Annotated in this window: 16 protein-coding genes; 8 read left to right on the top strand and 8 right to left on the bottom strand. The window is 60.7% G+C overall.

Annotation, left to right across the window (positions count from 1 at the left end; genetic code table 11):
- Nucleotides 1-464: 464 nt before the first annotated feature.
- Nucleotides 465-962 (bottom strand): very short patch repair endonuclease, encoded by a 498-nt coding sequence (locus tag IE127_RS16385; protein WP_076533503.1) that lies wholly within the window; start codon nucleotides 960-962, stop codon nucleotides 465-467.
- A 67-nt stretch (nucleotides 963-1,029) separates the two neighbouring features.
- On the opposite strand from IE127_RS16385, the gene IE127_RS16380 reads away from it, so the two are divergent.
- Nucleotides 1,030-2,625, top strand: a complete 1,596-nt coding sequence (locus tag IE127_RS16380) for a DNA cytosine methyltransferase (RefSeq protein WP_189426760.1) — start codon at nucleotides 1,030-1,032, stop codon at nucleotides 2,623-2,625.
- A gap of 95 nt (nucleotides 2,626-2,720) precedes the next feature.
- On the opposite strand, the gene IE127_RS16375 is transcribed toward IE127_RS16380, so the two are convergent.
- The 7 genes from IE127_RS16375 to IE127_RS16345 all read right to left on the bottom strand — a co-directional run bounded on the left by IE127_RS16375 (nucleotide 2,721) and on the right by IE127_RS16345 (nucleotide 12,338).
- Nucleotides 2,721-4,796: an AIPR family protein gene (locus IE127_RS16375; RefSeq protein WP_189426759.1), complete on the bottom strand. Its 2,076-nt coding sequence runs from the start codon at nucleotides 4,794-4,796 to the stop codon at nucleotides 2,721-2,723.
- Nucleotides 4,793-5,776, bottom strand: coding sequence for a PD-(D/E)XK motif protein (locus IE127_RS16370; RefSeq protein ID WP_189426758.1), 984 nt, complete (start codon nucleotides 5,774-5,776; stop codon nucleotides 4,793-4,795). Before IE127_RS16370 ends, IE127_RS16375 begins: the two co-directional genes overlap by 4 nt.
- The gene (locus IE127_RS16365; RefSeq protein WP_189426757.1) at nucleotides 5,766-8,138 is read right to left on the bottom strand and encodes a Z1 domain-containing protein; all 2,373 of its coding nucleotides are present in this window, start codon (nucleotides 8,136-8,138) and stop codon (nucleotides 5,766-5,768) included. The genes IE127_RS16370 and IE127_RS16365 overlap by 11 nt, the downstream gene beginning before the upstream one ends.
- A 318-nt stretch (nucleotides 8,139-8,456) precedes the next feature.
- A complete protein-coding gene (locus tag IE127_RS16360) occupies nucleotides 8,457-9,923 on the bottom strand; it encodes an ATP-binding protein (protein WP_189426756.1) in 1,467 nt (488 codons plus the stop codon).
- Nucleotides 9,924-10,183: 260 nt separating this feature from the next.
- Entirely contained in the window at nucleotides 10,184-10,567 is a 384-nt protein-coding gene (locus IE127_RS16355) for a ParB/RepB/Spo0J family partition protein (RefSeq protein ID WP_189426755.1), read from the bottom strand.
- A complete protein-coding gene (locus tag IE127_RS16350) occupies nucleotides 10,564-11,886 on the bottom strand; it encodes a recombinase family protein (RefSeq protein WP_189426754.1) in 1,323 nt (440 codons plus the stop codon). Before IE127_RS16350 ends, IE127_RS16355 begins: the two co-directional genes overlap by 4 nt.
- Nucleotides 11,883-12,338: a DUF2924 domain-containing protein gene (locus tag IE127_RS16345; RefSeq protein ID WP_189426753.1), complete on the bottom strand. Its 456-nt coding sequence runs from the start codon at nucleotides 12,336-12,338 to the stop codon at nucleotides 11,883-11,885. The genes IE127_RS16350 and IE127_RS16345 overlap by 4 nt, the downstream gene beginning before the upstream one ends.
- Before the next feature lie 337 nt (nucleotides 12,339-12,675).
- Here IE127_RS16345 and IE127_RS16340 point away from each other — a divergent pair, with 337 nt between their 5' ends.
- From IE127_RS16340 to IE127_RS16310, 7 genes are all read left to right on the top strand, one after another.
- Nucleotides 12,676-13,917, top strand: coding sequence for a hypothetical protein (locus tag IE127_RS16340; protein ID WP_189426752.1), 1,242 nt, complete (start codon nucleotides 12,676-12,678; stop codon nucleotides 13,915-13,917).
- Nucleotides 13,877-14,830 carry a winged helix-turn-helix domain-containing protein gene (locus tag IE127_RS16335; RefSeq protein ID WP_189426751.1) on the top strand — a complete coding sequence of 318 codons (954 nt, stop codon included), beginning with the start codon at nucleotides 13,877-13,879 and terminating at the stop codon, nucleotides 14,828-14,830. Before IE127_RS16340 ends, IE127_RS16335 begins: the two co-directional genes overlap by 41 nt.
- A 104-nt stretch (nucleotides 14,831-14,934) precedes the next feature.
- A complete protein-coding gene (locus tag IE127_RS16330) occupies nucleotides 14,935-16,149 on the top strand; it encodes a phospholipase D family protein (protein ID WP_189426750.1) in 1,215 nt (404 codons plus the stop codon).
- A 180-nt stretch (nucleotides 16,150-16,329) separates the two neighbouring features.
- Nucleotides 16,330-16,923, top strand: coding sequence for a sigma factor (locus IE127_RS16325; RefSeq protein ID WP_189426749.1), 594 nt, complete (start codon nucleotides 16,330-16,332; stop codon nucleotides 16,921-16,923).
- A gap of 22 nt (nucleotides 16,924-16,945) precedes the next feature.
- Entirely contained in the window at nucleotides 16,946-17,299 is a 354-nt protein-coding gene (locus IE127_RS16320; RefSeq protein ID WP_185961871.1) for a hypothetical protein, read from the top strand.
- The gene (locus tag IE127_RS16315; RefSeq protein WP_244640244.1) at nucleotides 17,299-17,832 is read left to right on the top strand and encodes a protein kinase family protein; all 534 of its coding nucleotides are present in this window, start codon (nucleotides 17,299-17,301) and stop codon (nucleotides 17,830-17,832) included. The genes IE127_RS16320 and IE127_RS16315 overlap by 1 nt, the downstream gene beginning before the upstream one ends.
- Nucleotides 17,829-18,701, top strand: coding sequence for an ATP-binding protein (locus tag IE127_RS16310; protein ID WP_189426748.1), 873 nt, complete (start codon nucleotides 17,829-17,831; stop codon nucleotides 18,699-18,701). The genes IE127_RS16315 and IE127_RS16310 overlap by 4 nt, the downstream gene beginning before the upstream one ends.
- Nucleotides 18,702-18,711: the final 10 nt, after the last annotated feature.

Below are 18,711 nucleotides of genomic sequence, written 5' to 3'. Positions count from 1 at the left end.
ATCTGATCAAGCGACTTCGCCGACGGTCGCTTCTGCACCGTCGGCGAAGCGCCCCATTTCTGGCCGTTCGACTGCCGCTTGCGGCGTCCCGAAAGCCGACATTGCTCACGGCGTAGCCAAGCGCAAGCCGATTACTTCGGCGTATGTTCGAATCCCACCCGGTCCGCCACTTGCCCTCGCGAAAGCATTCTCCCGATCCGGCTGCGGTCGGATTTTCTCGTTGTTTTCGAGGGTTATGCGGGAGAGGCTGTTAACCGGTCCGTGTGCCGCGAGGGACGAAAGCGGTCTCTAAGGGCCGATATTCTCCGGAGCTGATGACTGCGCCGCTTTGGTGAATTTGTCAGAAGCCATTGAAATAGCGTCAGTTAATCTCCTGCCTTCTGAACACTTCGATTTCAGGGTCGCGCTTCGAAAAGGAACTGAATTCGAACATTATCTAGGTCGGCGCAGCGCGAGTTGACCGTTCAGCCGCCGCGATCCCCACCGGTGGCGATGATCCCGCCATGCAGTATGTCGCTCTCACCGATCTCAATGGTGACAGGCGCCATGGGCAGCCAGGCTGCGAGAAGATCGGTTGTGGCGCTTATCTGTGTAGGCTTCCGCAGGGCGCACTCCCAAATCGTCGCTACGCGCCATCCGTCTTCCAGAAGTGTCGTACGCACGGCGCTGTCCCGAGCGATGTTTGCCTCGAACTTTGTCTGCCAGAACTCCGGCCGGGTCGATGGGCTGGTCGTGTAGCGACAACCCTCGTGGCGATGCCAGAAGCAGCCGTGTACGAAGACCACGGCGCGATGCTTCGGAAGAACGAGGTCCGGCCGCCCGTGAACCTTTCCGGAATGAAGCCGGAAGCGAAAGCCGCGCGCGTGCAATGCCCGCCTGAGAGCCAGCTCGGGCTTCGTGTTCTTTCCCCGTATTCCCGACATCATCCGGGAACGGGTTTGCTGGTCCACGATATCGGTCATATCCGTCCTGGTCTTCGTCCCTGAACCTGGTATACACCGGCTGAATGAAACTCGTCAGGAGCCTGATTTGCCTTCAACTTTCGGAATTGTCGATCTGTTTGCCGGTCCCGGCGGACTTGGCGAGGGCTTCGCTTCCCTCGTGGAGGACGGCCATGCGCCGTTCCGGATCGGCATTTCGGTCGAAAAGGAAGCATCCGCTCATCGGACCCTTACGCTACGGGCGTTCCTGCGCGACTATCGTGCGCGTCATGATGCATTGCCCAAGCAGTTCATCGATTTCCACGCAGGACTTACCTCCGAACCGGACTGGTCAGCCGTCGACACTGAGGCGTGGCGGCATGCCATCGACGAAGCCCGCGCGCTCGAGCTTGGCACTGAGCATGCGGCAAGCGCCATCGATGGTGCGATTGTAGAGCTGAAGGACAAATACGACGACACAATCCTGATCGGCGGCCCGCCCTGTCAGGCCTATTCCCTGGTGGGGCGCGCCCGCTCCAAGGGCAAGGTCGGCTATGTCCCCGAGGAGGATGCGCGGCATTACCTGTTTCGCGAGTACATCCGTGTGCTCGACAGGCTTCGCCCAGCCGCCTTCGTGATGGAGAACGTCAAGGGCATGCTGTCCTCGACGGTCGAGAGCCGCCTTGTCTTCGAGATGCTCATGGAGGACCTGTCCTCACTCGGCACGGGCCACGGCCATCAATACGAACTGCGCGCCGTCCGGATCGAGAATGGCAAGGCCAGCCTGCAAGAGGCGACACGGCCTGCGGACTTCATCGTGCGCGCCGAGGCATTCGGAGTTCCGCAGCGGCGCCATCGGGTGATCATTGTCGGGATCCGGTCCGACCTCGCGCGCAAGGCCGCTGATGCCGAGGTCGCCGTGTTGGGTATGGCGCGGACAGTCGGCGATGCAATTGGAACGTTGCCCGCCCTGCGCAGCGGGATCAGCCGCGGGCTCGATGACGTGGCTGCATGGCGAAGGGAGGTCACCGACGCCGCGAAGTTGCTCGCTGGCATCTGCAAGGGGAAGGACGACAGCGCGCTCCGTGACGCGTTCCTTGGCGTTTCAAGGGGACTGAGTGACGAATCACCGAGCCTTCGGGTCGCGTCATGGTTGCAGGACGGCTATGGCACTTCGAACGATGAACTGCTGCGTTGGCTCGAGCGGCCGAACATGCGCGCGATTGCCCAGCACGAGACGCGTGGGCACATGGCTTCAGATCTCGGCCGCTACCTGTTCGCAGCCGTTTTCGGCACCGTCCGTGGCTATAGCCCGAAGGCTGCCGATTTTCCCTTGGCACTCAGTCCAGAACACCGCAACTGGCACAGCGGCGTCTTCAATGACCGTTTTCGGGTCCAGCTGGCCGACCAAGCTTCGACCACGGTCACGAGCCATATCTCCAAGGATGGCCACTACTTCATCCATCCCGATCCGATGCAGTGCCGCAGCCTGACTGTCCGCGAGGCAGCGAGGCTGCAGACCTTCCCAGATGATTATCTGTTTCTGGGAAATCGTACACAACAATATGTCCAGGTCGGAAACGCCGTGCCGCCGTTTCTAGCAATGCAGATTGCACAGCTGCTGCATCGCGTGCTGGCGGTCGGGCAGTCGATCGGAAGAGAACGTAAAGCCGAGCGCCGCCATGCCCCGTCGCAGGTACCTTGAGGTCTCGCTGATGTAGTTTGGTGGCCAATAGCGAGGCCGGTCCATCGCAGAAGACCTTGGGCCGGTAATGTAATAAAAACGCGGCACCGGTTTCACTACATCTCCTCTACAGGCATTCCTTCCTCCGCCATTCGCTTAACAAGAAGCTTGATCGAATTCTTGTCCGGCCGGGCCAGATTGAAGTTACCTGACCCAAGCTTCTGAAGGGCTCGGTCGGCCTTCGGCGACAGGAATTTACGTTGTTCAGCAACTCGGCGAATGATCTCGGCCTTGGGAATGAGAGTGTGAAGGAGCACATCGAAGTCGATCTCGTGATCGATCATCGCGGTCGACTTCGCCTCCTTTTTCTCTCGGTTCACCTCATCTGCATCGAGCATCAGATGATCAAGCAGAACTGGCACGTTGAATTCTGCTGCCTTTATATTCTGCCAACACAGTTCAAACTTGCAGTATTCTCCTACGTTCCGGACGTTCGCGGGCGTCCGTCGTATGGCGGCCGCTATTTGTGGGGCTAGAGAGACGATCAGGTCTTGGAGCTCGTCCGGCACCGACTGTGTGTTCCAGACTTGCCCCCAGTTCAGATTTACCTTCCCCTGCCGGTCAATCTGTTCGGCGATCCAGGAAAGTGTATAGGCTACCGTCTGAGATTTGTATCCCCGGTCATCCTTGTACCAGTCAGAGCTGGCCACGTGTTTGTCTGTCCAGCGGAAAATCAGCGCCATTGCGCAGGCATTTCGATACCAGGTTTCGTTGAACTGGGTGGGAGCGGACTTCCAAGCTTTCGCAGTCTCGTCGGCAAACGCCACGAAGGCCTTCTGGGCACCCCGTGAGACGATGTAAGGCTTACGTTCAAAACTTAGTATGTATTTCGCAAGGTCCGTCTTCTCGATGAGCTTCTCCTTGGGGTACTCCAGCTGATATTTTTTCTTTCCTGCTGCTGATGCATATGCAGTGCCATCACGGTACTGGCCGCGGGCTCGTTCGTAAAACCACTTGTCGCCCGTCATCGCTCCGTTTTGCGGCGGTGCGGTGAGAGTGCGCGAGTAACGCTCCATTTGCAGATGGAAGGGATGGCTGGAGAAGAAGTCGGCCTCCGAGATCCGGTTCTGAGTGTTCGCGAACCGTGAAATCTTCGGCACGACCTGCTCAATTACAGCAGGGGAAACCACCGATAGCTTCATCTGCACGTGGACCCGCTCAAGCGACGACTTGCCAACATCCTTGGCGTACAGGATCGACGCTGTCGTCTGTCCGCCATTCACAATCTGGAGGTTGTGAATGGCCGCAATTCCCAACTGGCCGTCTTCGAGTGTCTCTAGGTCAACCGCCGATGCAGTCGCGGTGAGGCCGTTGTTGTAGGCGAAAAACATCTCCGGCGTCTTCTTGATGGTTTCCAGAATGCCCTTGTTCACCTTGGTCCTCGCCTGAAGATAAGTCCGGACATTCTGTTCGAGTAGTCGCGCTCCGTAGAGGCCGTAAACTTCCGCAAGCACTGATCCCGGAATTGCAAGAAGATAGGATTGATGCTCCTCGGCTTCCGTCGATGCCTTCAGGCAGGCGATAGGCCCACCAGCGATAGTTGAAACATCGACCTCGATAGGCTCAGGCGTGCTGAAACTTTTTTGGATGTCGAAATAGCGAGTGGCGTCGAGCACGCTATAGACGACCGGCAGTCCGCCGACCTCTTCGCCCAGCTGCGGCGGCCTTTTGGTTGCTAGGCGCGCGTTGGAAAAAAGGATAATGCGAAGTCTCTTGATGAGGTCACGTGCCGAATAGATGGAATACGCTGCTGAAAACGCTGGACTCGTTTCCTCAAGAGAGTTGATGAATGCCGATGAACAGGCGTTTTCAAAGAAATTGGTAACCCTCTTAAGTGCTGAGGTTAGACGATCATTCTGGAGAGGTTCCAAGTCCGTCCCGTCCCGGTAATCGCAGACGGCAAGATAAAGCGTTCCACGATCGTCATCAAACCCATGGCCGTCTATCTGGTATGGTCGGCGTCCACCGTCCTGACGACTGTGGGCGTACTCCAGATCAATGGTGTCGCCATTGTCGGACGCAGCGGCGGCATAGAGTTCAAAAAATGCCTCCTGCTGGAAGACGCCCCGCGCCTCTGCCTCTAAAAGGATATCTTCTCTTAGCTCTTCGAATGCTTCTTGCAACTCGCTCATTGAATGATTCCCCCGAACACATCATCATCGCTGACGGTAAAGGGAACACAGTCACTAACGCGGATACTGTACTTGACCATGTCGACACCGGGCCGTAGATCACTGCGCTCAATACGCGGAAAAGTTCCGCACACCTCATAATAGGTGCGGTCCACTAATACCCAACTCTCCTCGTCATAGTCCTGCCGCTCCTCGTAGCCCGCCTCCAGAAGAGCAATATCGAGTAGTTCCGGGGCGCCCGAGCCAGCCTGAGCCATTGCGTCACGGATCTCTGACACCAGAAGGTTGAGGGTCCGAGCCGCCGGGTCGACGGAAGGCAGCGGCGCAATGCCCTGATTGCAGAGCAGGATCCGTCCCTGAACCGGATCAAGCTGGTCTTCGGAAGAAATTCGGATCCGGCGATCGGCAGTCACCACCTGCGTCTTCACCTCAAAAATGCTGCCGGCAACCACAAAATCCTGCTCATGACCGCCAGGGCCGTTCCAGCATCGGATGGCGGCATTCCAGCCAAGCCGGTCGCTGAGAACGTCTCGCAGAAACAGCAATTCGCCGAACAGGCCAATCCTCTCGGTTTTTGACAGCAGGCGGTCGGCCCTTTGGCGCAGCATCTCCTGCCAACGGTGAACTTCCTCGACGGCTTGCAGCAGCCCTTCTCTAGCCTGTGACGGAGTGAACTTGTCAGTCGCCAGCATGAGGCTTTTGCACATAAGGGCGAAATTTCGGAAGTCAGCAGCGTTGCTGAGGGTCAGGACAAATCTCGAACGCCCATCACCTGCAGGCTCGACTTCGCAGGTCATCGCTGACATCTTCGGCAGGTCGAGCGCGCCGGGCTCCGCACACTCTGCATCAAGTTGGAATACAAAACGTCCGCGATAGTCACGGCCAATCCTGAAATCGAGCGGATGGCTGCTGTCGGCAAGTCGGACGTTGTAGGACCCCGGGTCATATGGCGGGATAATCGCTTCCCATTCATTCAGCATCCTGAGCCTCCATCATCGCTTGGGAATCATCGTCTTCTTCGGCGACATAAAGTTCGAGTTGCTGGCGATAGACAGCGTTCACCTGGTAGGTTCTCTCCTTCGCAGGTTTCCCGGTCTCAGGCATGCAGAAGGAAAGCGTGACGATGGGCGTGTCTAGCTTGAGCTCGTCGTCGCAATCGACCCGGTCGTCGCGCAGTTTTGCACCGAAAACATGCACGAGCATCATCGGCCGCTCGCGTACCGAGCACGCGGCACGTTCCTTCTTGTAAATCTCGGCTTGGTAGGCTGCTTCCGCCGCTGCCTTCTGTGCGTCTGACAGGCCGATCTGCGCGTCCCCCGGGTCGGCGACGCGGTTCTTGCTGCCGTACACACGATAGGTACCCCGCTGGACCGTTCCTTGGTCGCGGGACCTCAGATTGATGTCCTGACCGGCGAACTGAACGGAGTCGCCCGACTGACGCATGGGAAGCACCACATCCCATTCAGCCAGTTCGTCAGTGACGCGGTCCTGAACATAGTCCTCAAAGAGGGATGTGTCGGAAATTACCGATAGATCGGGATGATCCACAAACCGGAATTCGCGAAGGAGTTTGAGCACGTCGCGGCCACTAGCAGACCAGCGAATGAAACCCTTGCCCTTCTCAGTAGGGTCTCCGAGCGCGGAGAGGAATTTGTCGGCTGCATTGCGCTGATTATTACCGATGACCGGATCATTGGGGAGTGCGAAGCCCTCGATGTGACGCGCGGAATAATCCTGTGCGATTTTGAGCTTCTCAGCCGTGCGCATCTTGTTTGCCGCGGTTACCCGGATGGCGAGCGGGCTTTGCCGGACTTTGAGACCGAAGTCGCGCGGAGTGCGGCGCGCGGCCTGCATGCGCTTGATCTCGCTCCTAAGTTCTTCAGTTGCCTCGTCGACAAATTCGTAATGATCGAAGGACATCTGAGGCAGATAGAGGCGACAATATTCCTCGTAACCCGTGCGGTAGCCGAACCAGCGCGCCATCTGCATCAGCGTGTCGCTCGCAGTCGCATTGCGCAGGAGATAAGAAACCGTGAGGCCTTCGAGTGTCAGCCCGCGTGACAGCGCCAATCCGCCGATGGCGATGACATGAAGGCCGTCAAACTTGTGTAGTGAATAGTCGAGCTTGCCGCCCCGCATATTGACGGTGCGGACCTCTATGGACTGTACGCCCTCGTTGAGAACCCCAAGCAGCCCATGCCAGTCGAGCCCGCTATCATCAAACTCCTTGGTGAAGCTCGCTTCGAGATCGTCCATGACATCATCGCTGATCTCGTCGGGCGGCAGCGATGCGTGGACCGCGATCGCGTCCTTGATCTCGGCAAGGTATTCGTAAACCTGACCCAGAATCTGGTCCTGGATGGCATTGAATCGGCTGACGTTGATCATCATCGAGCAATGAGCTTTGCCCTTGCCTTGGAGTACCCTGATGGCCCGCGTGATGCAGAACACGCGGATCGCGTGGCGCAGACTGTCGGGGATGTCGGCAACAGTGTCACCGCTCTTGTGCTTGAGTGGCAGTAGCAGACGATAATCGTCAATGATGCGGACCATGCCTTCACGCAGGTCACCGCCTTCCCGGAAGATCCGGCGTGAGCCGGCATAGTTGGTGGGCGGATCGAGCGCCTTGATGAAATTGCCTGGAAAAAGGTCGTCCGTCTCCATCTCTTCCGTCGTTTCCGGGTCGATGAAAATGTTGGCGAACGGTGTGGCGGTATAGCCGACATACGACGAGCGCGGAAAACGTGACAGGATCTGCCTGATGACACCGTTGATAGCAGTAGTGCGCTTAGGATCACTGGCTGTATTTATGGACGCATTGTCGGCTTCGTCGTCGATTAACAGAAGCGGCAGGTCATAGCCGCCAGTCTCCCCCTGCTTCTCGATCCAGAGAGCGAGACGTTCAAGGATGCCTTTGTTCTTCTTGGTGATGAAGATCATCGGCTCCTGATGACCGGACAGGCCGAAATAGATGCCGTCCTTGCCACTCGAAAAATCGGCCACCCGGGTCGTGCCGTAGGAGGGGATCCGCCGCGTCGCTGCGTAATTCTGGATCGGCAACGATTGCTGGGCGACCGCGCCGAACATCGAGACCTTGCCAATGAAGGTTTCATCGAGCCGTTCCTGCGTCTGGGAACGCAGCGAATTGGTAATCCCGGCAAGCAGGATGATGACTCGGTAGCCTGCGTCCGCTGCTTTGCAGATCAGTGCCGAATAATTAGTGGTCTTGCCCGACTGGACATTGCCCATGACCATGCCGCGAACAGCGCCGTAATTCTCGTCTCTCGGGTTACCGCACTGGTCGAGAATCTCGTCTGTATCGGAGTCAAGCGTGGCAAGCACGTGCGACGGAAGAGTTCCCGTCTCAAGATAATATTTACGGAGCCGATTCCAGTAATAGAAGTCAATCTGCGGCCGCTTTGCCGCTAGCCAAGGCCGATGGTCCTTTGTAATGAATGCTCCGCGCTTCTGGGTTACCGTGAAGCTCGATTCTAGCTCGCGGATGATTGCATTGATTGCCGGCTCACCGAGGTGTTGGAAGGGGCCGCACCGGACGATTTTACTGATCGCACCTTCAGGTAGGCCGTTTCCTTAAGCAATGTCCTCACCATAGTCTCGGGTGATCATTGAACGAAAGTACGCAAGTTCGCTGTCAAACATTCAGTTCCACCCTTTGTCCTTAAGGTGTGTCAGCACGATATCGGCGTGATTGGACCACGGCTCGGTAGACGCGACGATCTCGTGAAGTGTTTTCATATTGCCCCCCACATGCAAAAGTAGCGAAGGAAGAGCTGCATCGAGCTTTTCGATAAACGTGCTTCGATCCACTACGCTCTGATTCATCATTTCCGGGCGTGAAGAATAGTCTTCGCCAATGCTGACAACAGGGAAGCAGTCCTCGATGATGCCGAGCGCTGCAGCAAACGCCTTGGCTCTGTCTTTGTCATCATCATCAAGCATTCCGGCGATCAGTGGATGCTCGCGATTGAGATAATATCGGACCTCGCCGTTCCTTACATATTTTGCCCAGACCGACGTCTTCCCAGCTTCATTCCGGACTCGACCGCCGCGGGATTGGAACACCTTTCCTGATTTTCTCTTGAGGCCGTCTACGATGTCCTTCAAACGGCTTTTCAGCCCGGACGGAAGCTGTGCGTCCGCCTTGTCTAAGGTGATCTTCCACATGGCATCGAGCGAGTTGGGGATGTTAATCGCGATCCGGACAAGTTGCGACAGTTCGCCGTGCTTCACCAGCCGAAACCATGTTCCATGTATGATTAGTCGGTGTTGTCTATATACATAGAACCCTTGATTGCGAACGAAGCCTTCCTCAGCGCCCAGCCGGTCGTGCTCGCCCGCAGTTATCTTCGAATAGTGCGGGAGGATGAAGGCCTGCACCTCGATGGGCTGACCATCGAGGGTAAGCGTTTCCTTTGGCTGGGCCTGCGTTGCGTCATGGTGGCGGAAGAAGGGGTCTGCCGGTTTTAGCGCGTCCCCATTAAAATTGACCTTGAGCTTCCGAAGACCTTCCTCGCCGCCCAGATAACGGTGGAAGATGAGAGACAGCTGCGCCTTTGCGTGTGCGACGATGTCGTTGAAGCCTTTGCCGCCGACCTGGCCGAACTCAGAAAGACGATCACACTTGCACCATATAACCTCCGTCCCGTCGCGCTCAAGCAGCCGTTGATCGGCTAACGCCTTTATTTCCTCTGGCTCGAGGACTCCCATTTTCCAGTCGGCGAGATCATCAAGATCCCAAGATGCCCCAGACAGAACTCCATCGTGTCGGGTGACGACGGTCAGGAGCCGGCACTGCGAGAGCGATGCCGACTTCATGCCCCAGCCGAACCGGCCGAGGTCATCGCGAGCCCGTTCATCGTCGGGATTGGTGCTGGCGGGTCGCATAGCCCGATGTAGCTCGTTCGCCGACATTCCGGACCCATCATCCAGAATCCTGACCTCGGGCCCGTCATCCTTCCGGATGCATTTAATTTCGATACTACGTGCTTTTGCCTTTATGCTGTTGTCCAAGAGATCGGCAAGAGCACTCGACAAGTCGTAGTTCCCAAAGCTCCGCGCCGACGTCATCAGCGCAGAGGCGTCTGGTGGATTATTTTGATACTTCACACGGCCCCCAGTAACCCTGCCATCATGCTTACAGGGTGGCGGATAAGCCCATAGTCATCAATCCCCTGCTGTTCATCCAGCTGAGCACGTTGCTCAACTGGGTTGAGGCGGGCGAGAGCCTCGACCCTAGGCCACGGCCATGGGAGGCAGATGTGCCCGGCGGCTTCGCAAACCTTGACCGGCAGTCATTGCCGCTGCTGATGGGAGGCCATCAACCAACCCTCCAATTTGTAGTGGTGGACGGGTCTGCTTAGAGGTTCTCAGCGGAAATGACCGACCAGCAAGCTCCACTGCAAGGGAAACGGCTCCAGCACCCGCGCCAGCGTCATCTCTGGCCCATGCGTGCCGTCGAGGATTGCCTCAACGGTATCCGGCGCAAGAAGCGTCAGCCGCAGGACGCGGGTTATGTAGGAGGGTGCTATCCCCTCCCGCTCGGCTAGTTCGGTGATGGTGGCGAACTCGCCCGACTCTAGCATCCGCTTCCAACGGAAGGCACGTGCAAGCGCCTTGACCAGCGTGTTGTCGGCCTGCCGCGGCTGCGCGGTGCCCTCAGGCAGCTGCATCTCTTTGCGCCCGCCGCGCTTCACGACGCGGAACGGGACATGGATGGTCATGGTGTCGGGGATAGAAGTGGCCCGGGTCATGTTTCGACTCCGGCATCTGCGGTGATTTCGCGCGCCAGTGCCGCCAGCCCGTCCATGCGAAGTCGGACCCCGAGATCGTCCGTGCCGATGTCCACGCGCTCGATCAGCAGCGCGACTATCCGTGCCTGCTCGGCAGGGAACAGTTCATCCCACAACGGATCGAGTTGCTGGAGGGCCGTGCGAGCGTCGGCCTCGGTGGTTCCGTCGCCTTGCGTCCGCGCTGCCTTCCATGTGCCCGCGACAATCTCGGGCTGGCGGAAGACAGCACGCAGTTGGTCGATGACGGCAGCCTCGATCTCACCTGCGGGGACACGACCCACTGGGCAGGATCCGGCGCCATGCTTCAGCACCGATTGGCTGACGTAGTAGCGGTAGAGACGGTCGCCCTTGCGGGTGTGTGTCGGCGAGAACGCGGCGCCATCGGGACCGAAGAGAAGCCCCTTCAGCAGCGCGGGCGTGTCGGCGCGGGTGCGTGCGGCGCGTTTGCGGGGGCTCTCCCGCAGGATGGCGTGGACGCGGTCCCACGTCTCGCGGTCGATGATAGCGTCGTGTTCGCCGGGATAGCTTTCACCCTTGTGGACCGCCTCGCCGATGTAGGCGCGGTTCGAGAGCATCCGATAGATGTATTTCTTGTCGATCCTGTTCCCGCGCGGCGTCCGGATGCCGCGCGTGCCGACCTCCCGCGCCAGTTCGGTGCACGACCCGATCTCGAGGAAGCGGGCGAAGACCCAGCGGACGTGCCCCGCGGCTTCTTCGTCCACCACCAGTTTGCGGTTTTCCACGCGGTAGCCGTAGGGCGGGACGCCGCCCATCCACATGCCCTTCCTCCGGCTTGCGGCAACCTTGTCGCGGATTCGCTCAGCCGTGACCTCGCGCTCGAACTGGGCGAAGCTGAGCAGGATGTTCAGCGTCAGCCGTCCCATCGACGTGGTCGTATTGAAGGACTGCGTGACCGAGACGAAAGTAACGCCGTTCCGATCAAACACTTCCACCAGCTCGGCGAAGTCGGCGAGCGACCGGCTGAGTCGGTCGATCTTGTACACGACCACGACATCGACCAGCCCGTCATCGATGTCCTCCAGCAGCCGCCGCAAGCCGGGGCGTTCCAGCGTGCCGCCCGAGATGCCGCCGTCGTCATACTGATCGCGGACCAGCACCCAGCCCTCAGAGCGCTGGCTTGCGATGAACGCCTCGCAGGCCTCGCGCTGGGCGTGGAGCGAATTGAACTCCTGCTCCAGCCCTTCCTCAGACGATTTACGGGTGTAGACGGCACACCGCAGCTTGCGGACGACGTTCGATTTCTCGAGCGGCTTCGTCATCTCCGCCCCCTGTGGTTCTTGAGGCCAAAGAAGATCCACCCGTTCCAACGCGTGCCAGTGATGGCGCGGGCGATAGCGGACAGCGACTTGTAAGGTCGCCCCTGCCATTCGAAGCCGTCTGCGGTGACGGTGACGATCTGCTCGACACCCTGCCATTCGCGCAGCAGCCGCGTGCCGGTGATCGGGCGGTCGCGGTCGGCGCGGATGCCGCGCTTCTTCCTGTCGCCGCCGTCAAGTTCCTCGCCCAGCCGTTCCAGCCGCCGGATCGTCTCGGGTTTCAGCCCGCCATACGCAAGTTCCTGGATGCGGTAGGCCAGGCGGGATTCGAGGTAGCGCCTGTTGAACGGAGGCGGCTCGCTGTCGAACAGGTCACGCCACTGCCGCTTCAAGTCAGGCGTGGTCGTGGTCTTGAGCGCGGCCAGGCGCGTGGGGATGGGATCGGGGTTGTTCATGCATTTCTCCGGTGTGTTGGAGTTGCATGACGGCATTGGTCGGGCGGATAGTGTAGGCAACGTTCTCCAGTATCGTCAGATACTTCCCGCCCATCCCGCATCCGCAACCGAACCAGCCCGAGCGCCAGCAGGCCGCACAACTCGGCGCGGCGTTCTGCGGGCGTCATCTGGTCCGGCGGGAGAGGATTAGGGCGTTTCATGCGGGCCTCGGAGCGGTCGTCTCCTCTGGCCTCTACTCGTCGATGTCGGAAACTGTCCCAGCCGATCCCGCGCAGGTTGAAGAATCGCCAGAAAGAACGTAGCAAGAACACTGGTTTTGCAGGAAAGGGGATTCGTCGTGGCCGGCAATTTGAAGAAGTTCGTGAATCCCCGGTTCATCAAGACCATCGATCTCGCCCTGATGAAGCCGTTGCTGGCGCGGCACGAGGGCAAATACAAAGGCTTCTCGGTCGACCTGCTGGACCAGGAGGGGGATGCCGCGCGCGAGGCGCTGGAGAAACTGCTGACCGGCGCCGAGGACAGCTATCCCGAGGGGCTGCGCGGCGATCTGCACCGCATCGCGGAACTGGGCGATGCCCGCGGCCTCGAGATCATCCAGGCGCAGGCCGCCCGTCAGGGCGTCGATCTGTTCCCGGATATGAAGACCGGCGACGAGGACGCGCCGAACAAGGCGCATGATCCCAAGCACATCGCCGTCCGGGTATTTCTGGAGCATCCCGATCTGTTCGACGCGGCCGCCGACCACATGGCGATGCTCACTGCCGACCGCCTGCACGAGTATGCCGGGCGGGAACGGGGCGTTGTGATCGACCTGACAGAGGAGAAGGTCGAGGCGTTCCGGACTGCCGTTGCCGCGCTCTTCCGCGATGCGTTTCTCGGGGACTACTGTCGGGTCGGCGACTACGACGACGATGACGAGATCAACCTCGTGGTCAGCCACGGCTCCATGGTCTCGACCATGCCGGTCGTCGAGGGCCAGGTCGAACGGGTCATCAGCGTGCGCCAGATTTCCCACGCGGTGCTGCGGTACTCCGAAAACACCGGCATGTTGCGGCTGGCCCGCATCCGGAAGGCGCATCAGCCCGAGATCGCGGAACTCTTCGCCTCGATCATCCTCGACAGACCCGGCTTCTTCGACGGCGACGATGCGCAGGACCTCTATACCCTGCGCCCGGTCGAACTGGCCGGACCGAGCTTCGCCTTCGATGCCGCCTACGATCCGCTGATCGACAAGGTGCTGATCATCGAGGCGGCGGCGGATCTGATGGCGCCCGGCAAGAAGGGGTATCCGCGCGTGGTGCGCACGCTGCGCTCGCGAGATCTCGGCGGTGACGCGCTCCAGCATTTCGGCACCACGCCGGTCTCGTTCGGCGATGCTTGGCGGCTGGGCGAACTCGTGTTCCGGATCCTGTTCAAGGGCGACGGCAAACGCCAGCCGCAGGTCACGGTCAAGCTGCGGCCACCGGGCGTCGTGCAGTTCCGCCGCACCCAGCATGAGGCGCGGGTGATGAAGCTGATCGAACGGAACGGGCTGATGAATGACCGAGACGATTTTGAGGTTGTTGACGCGGCTGAGTGAGGCTGGCGACGACGCGATCCTGTCCGGCGAGCTTGCCGCGCCGTTCTTCGGTCCGGTCTTCGACCGGCTGCTGGCGAAACGTGTCCTTGTCGAACAGGCGCCGCTCGCCGATTGGGACATCTGCGATGCCTGTGAATGCGGGCTCCCCTGTCGGCCGATCCGGAAAGCGGGCGATGGATATCGTGCTGAGTGCCCGCTCGACCGCCGACATGACATCGATCTCACCGAGGACGATCTGCGCGAGTTCCGCATCGGGGCTGCGGCACTCGCATCCGTGATCGGCGCGGCTGCGGGATTTGGCGCGGCCCCGAAGCTGGCGGCAGAGAAGGTCTGGCGGCTCGGCGATACGCCATCGGGTCGGGCAGTGTTTCTTGTGCTGGAGTCCGCAGCCCTGACCAGCGACGGCATCATCGCATCGTTGCGCCAGGCGGCGCAGGGCTCGGACGTCACGATCCTCGCGCCGCAGTTGCCAGCGGAGACTGCCCGGCGACATCAGGATGCGGGCTTTCATCTCATCGAAACCCTTGAGGTGCTGACGCCCGCCACAAATGGCCTCGGCGGCACAATCGACGTCGCGGCTCTGGCGCCGGTCCCGCTGGCGCCCGTGCTTCGCGTGCGAAGGGCAACGGCCGAGGTTCAATGGGATGGTCGCTCCGTCATCCTGTCGCGTCAGATTTTCCCCGTGTTCGAGCGTCTGCTGGAAAAGGCGCAGTCGCGCGACCAGGTCGCCTCCGGATCCCATGTCGAAGGCACGACTGCGCGCGAGGCCAAGGATCTGATCCGCGAGCTGCGCGACGCGTTCAAGGCTGCGGGGTTCAGCGATGCCGAGAGCAAGGTCATGATCGAGACGGTCCGCAACCGTGGCTATCGGCTTGGCGTCCCTGCGACCGAGATTTTGGTCGACGGCTGCTAGGGGCGCTTCGGTCTCTCTCCCCTCACCACGAGTTGTGGGCTGACCCGCGCCTGCTATGCTTCGATCGACTGATGACCTGCAAGTCGCGTGAGGGGATAATTGAATTGGAAATCGAATTTCTGACGGGGAACGACGTAGAGAGTGCCATCCAGGGCCTTCTGGCCGAATATGACGAGCTTCATTGGGCGGTTGCTTGGGGCACATCCACCTCCCTCGCCCGAAAAGTGCTATCCCATTCAGCAAAAATCAGAGCCGTGACATTCGGCCTCGCGTTCGCTCAGACCGATCCAGACCTTGTAGACTCTTTCATCGGGGTCGACGGATGCTACGTCGTCACGAAATTTCCTGGTGGGACGTTCCACCCAAAGGTCTACGCGTTCCGTTCTGGGAAACGGGCCGCTGCTGTAATCGGGAGCGCTAACTTCACTCGCGGCGGGCTGGGCAAGAACCATGAAGCCTGCGTCCTTGTTAAGGGTTCCGTCAGCGACAAGGTGCTCGCTGACACCCTTTCCTTCGCCGCGCGAAGTGCCTCAATCGGTGAGCGCGTGACAAAAGAACTGGCGGCGCGATACCGTCTCGGATGCAAACTCGCCGCAAGGAGGCCAGGTCCGCCTCGCGATCCGCTGGCAGGGGTGCCGCCTGCAAGCGTGAAGAGCCTATCGTCCCCCTTGGTCGGTATGGATTGGGATCAGTATGTCCGCGCCGTGCGAGGTTCCGCTCACCACGACGTTGATGAAAGTCTCGACCTGCTCCGAACTGCGCAGGGTTGGCTATCGGCCGTGCCTTCGTTCCACGACCTAACAACGTCACAAAGGAAAGCAATCGCAGGTGCAATAGGTGTTCAAGAAAAGGCCGGTGACGAGTCGCTTGATAGAGATTGGGGTTGGTTCGGTTCAATGCGTGGGGCGGGAGACTTCAAGAATCGCGTTGCAGAAAACGACCGATTTTTAGCTCGCGCCGTTGACAGCATTCCACAGAAGGGAGAGGTCACAAGAGAGCATTTCGACCGATTTGCCCGCCTTTTCGTCAAGGCGTTTGCCAATTCGAGCAGGGTTGGGGGCGTCGCGACGGCGTCACGCCTGCTTGCCATGAAACGCCCCGACGTATTCCTATGCATCTCCAATCCCAATATTGTGGCCGCGGCGAATGGGATGGGCTTCGCCAAGTCGACTCTTAACCTCGAAAATTACTGGGACCGAGTCGTGGAAGTGATCCGCGCATCGGAGTGGTACAACATCGACAAGCCCGAAACTCGCGATGGACAGCTTTGGGAGTGTCGGGCTGCAATGCTCGACGCCATTTATTACCACCCGGGGTAGGCTGAACGCAAAACCCGCCCGACAATAAGCACAAGGGTTGAGTGAAGCGCCCAACTCATCGCCTCGGGCAAAGGGCCAGGCCCACCAAACCCCCACCTCATTCCCACCCCGTTCCCACCTGCGCGCCGACCGCATCCGGCATCTTGGGCTCATCAGAAACGATGACCGAGGCGCACAGCGATGCAGATCGAACTCTACCCCGCCGACATTGAAATCATCATTCGCGCGGCCGATGCGGCGGCACAGCGGCTGCGGCGCAAGCTGTGCCTGCCGGTCTGCGAGCGCGAGGATCTGGGCCAGGATCTCCTGGTCGATCTCCTGCGCCGCTTGCCCGCCTACGATCCCTCTCGGGGCAGCATCGGCGCCTTCGCCAACATCGTGCTGCGCAACCAGTCCTCGCGGATCGCGATGCGTCATCACCGCCAGCGCCGTGCGCAGGGTGGATCGCTGCTCTCGCTCGAGGTGCCGCTGGCCGGCACCCGCGAGCCGGTCGGCGACACGCTGACCGAGGACGACGGGCTTGCCGCCTGGCACGGCCAGACCTGCTGCGCTGCCGCCGTCACCGAACTTCACCTCGCCCTGCAGGCCGCCCTCGCGCGGCTCCCTGCCGAGGATCGCCGGTTTTGCGTGGCGCTGGCGCATCGCCCCGTCACCGCGCTCGCGGCCGAGGGTTTCGGGAGCCGGTCCGCGCTCTACCGCCGCCTCGCCGATCTCCGCCACGTCCTCACCGTCCACGGTCTCGGCCCCGCCTGGGACGATCTCGCGGCGGCCTGAGTAGAGGCGAAAGGAGGAGATCATGTTCATGGGCACCACCCCCTTCATCACGGTCCGCGCCCGCCGACCGCTCACCGAGATCGAGTTCTGCGCCTGGGTGGCGCAGGCCGTGCCGGGCGACCGGCTGGAATACCATCGCGGCTTTCTGGTTCTCGACATCTTTCCGATGTTCGCCCGGTTGCCGGATCAGCAGCGCGCGGAACTGGCACGGCTCGGGTCGCGCGCCTTCTGGGCCGCCGAACAGGGCCTCGTGCACCTGGTTCAGGAGCGCACGGGCCCCGACCAGTTCGCCTACATCGCCGTCGCCCGCCCCAAACCGAAGGCCGCAGCCGTCTCGCTGTCCGCGCTTCTGCTGGCTGAGCAGGAGGCCGCGTGATGACCGCCCTCCAATCCCTTTTTGCCGACCATGGAGACCCTTACATGCCATCCCCCGCGAACACCCCCACCGTCGACGACCTGCCGGGCCTCGGTCTGCAGGACATCGCCCAGCTGCCCGTCGAACTGCTGGCAAGCCTGCAGCGCGACGTCGACGAGCGCATCAAGCGTGACAAGGCCGCGAAGGCCCGCCTCGATGGCGCGCTGACGGTCCGCTACGCCACCCGCGCCGCCGACGAACGGCAGGCGGCGGGTAAGAATACCGGCACGATCCGCTTCGACGACGGCGATTTCACCGTAGTCGCCGATCTGCCGAAACGGGTCGATTGGGATCAGGATCGTCTCGCTGCCATGGTCGAGCGCATCCGCGCCGCCGGGGACGATCCCGCGCAGTATGTCGATGTCGCGTTCAAGGTGCCCGAGCGCAAATACGCCGCCTGGCCCGATGCGATCCGCGCCGGTTTCGAGCCCGCGCGCACCGTCCGGCCCGGCGCGCTGAAGATCGAGATCGTCCCGCAGGGGGGCGATCAATGAGCCTCCCGATCATCAGCGCCGACCAGCGGCTGGCGGAGCCGCGTGGGATCAAGGGCTGCATCTTCGGCAAGTCTGGCATCGGGAAGACCTCGCTCCTCTGGACCCTGAACGCATCGACCACCCTGTTCATGGACCTCGAGGCGGGCGATCTCGCCATCGAGGGCTGGGCGGGGGACAGCATCCGGCCGCGGACCTGGACGGAATGCCGGGATTTCGCGGTGTTCATCGGCGGGCCCAACCCTGCGCTGCGCGACGAGCAGCCCTACAGCCCGGCGCATTACAAGGCGGTCTGCGACCGCTTCGGCGATCCGGCCGCGCTCGACCGCTACAACACGATCTTCGTGGACTCGATTACCGTGGCGGGGCGGCTGTGCTTCGGCTGGTGCAAGGGCCAGCCCGAGGCACTGTCGGAGAAGACCGGCAAGACGGACGTGCGCGGGGCCTACGGGCTGCACGGCCGCGAGATGATCGGCTGGTTGACGCACCTGCAGCACACGCGGGCCAAGAACGTCTGGTTCGTCGGAATCCTCGACGAGAAGCTCGACGACTTCAATCGCAAGGTCTTCCAGCCGCAGATCGACGGCTCGAAGACCGGGTTGGAGCTGCCGGGTATCGTCGACGAGGTGATCACCATGGCGGAGTTGAAGGCCGACGGCGATCCCTATCGCGCCTTCGTCTGCCAGACGATCAACCCCTGGGGCTTTCCGGCGAAGGACCGCTCCGGTCGGCTGGAACAGGTCGAGGAGCCTCATCTCGGCCGCCTGATGACGAAGATCCGCGCGCCCGTCGCGCCAGCGCCCAAGCGCCTGACCTACACCCCGCCACCCGCCGATTCGGCGGCTGACGCCCAATCCCAACCGCAATCCTGATCAGAAAAGG

The sequence above is a fragment of the Devosia pacifica genome, assembly GCF_014652635.1.
Lineage (GTDB): Bacteria > Pseudomonadota > Alphaproteobacteria > Rhizobiales > Devosiaceae > Devosia > Devosia pacifica.
This window is presented reverse-complemented; position numbering and strand designations above follow the sequence as displayed.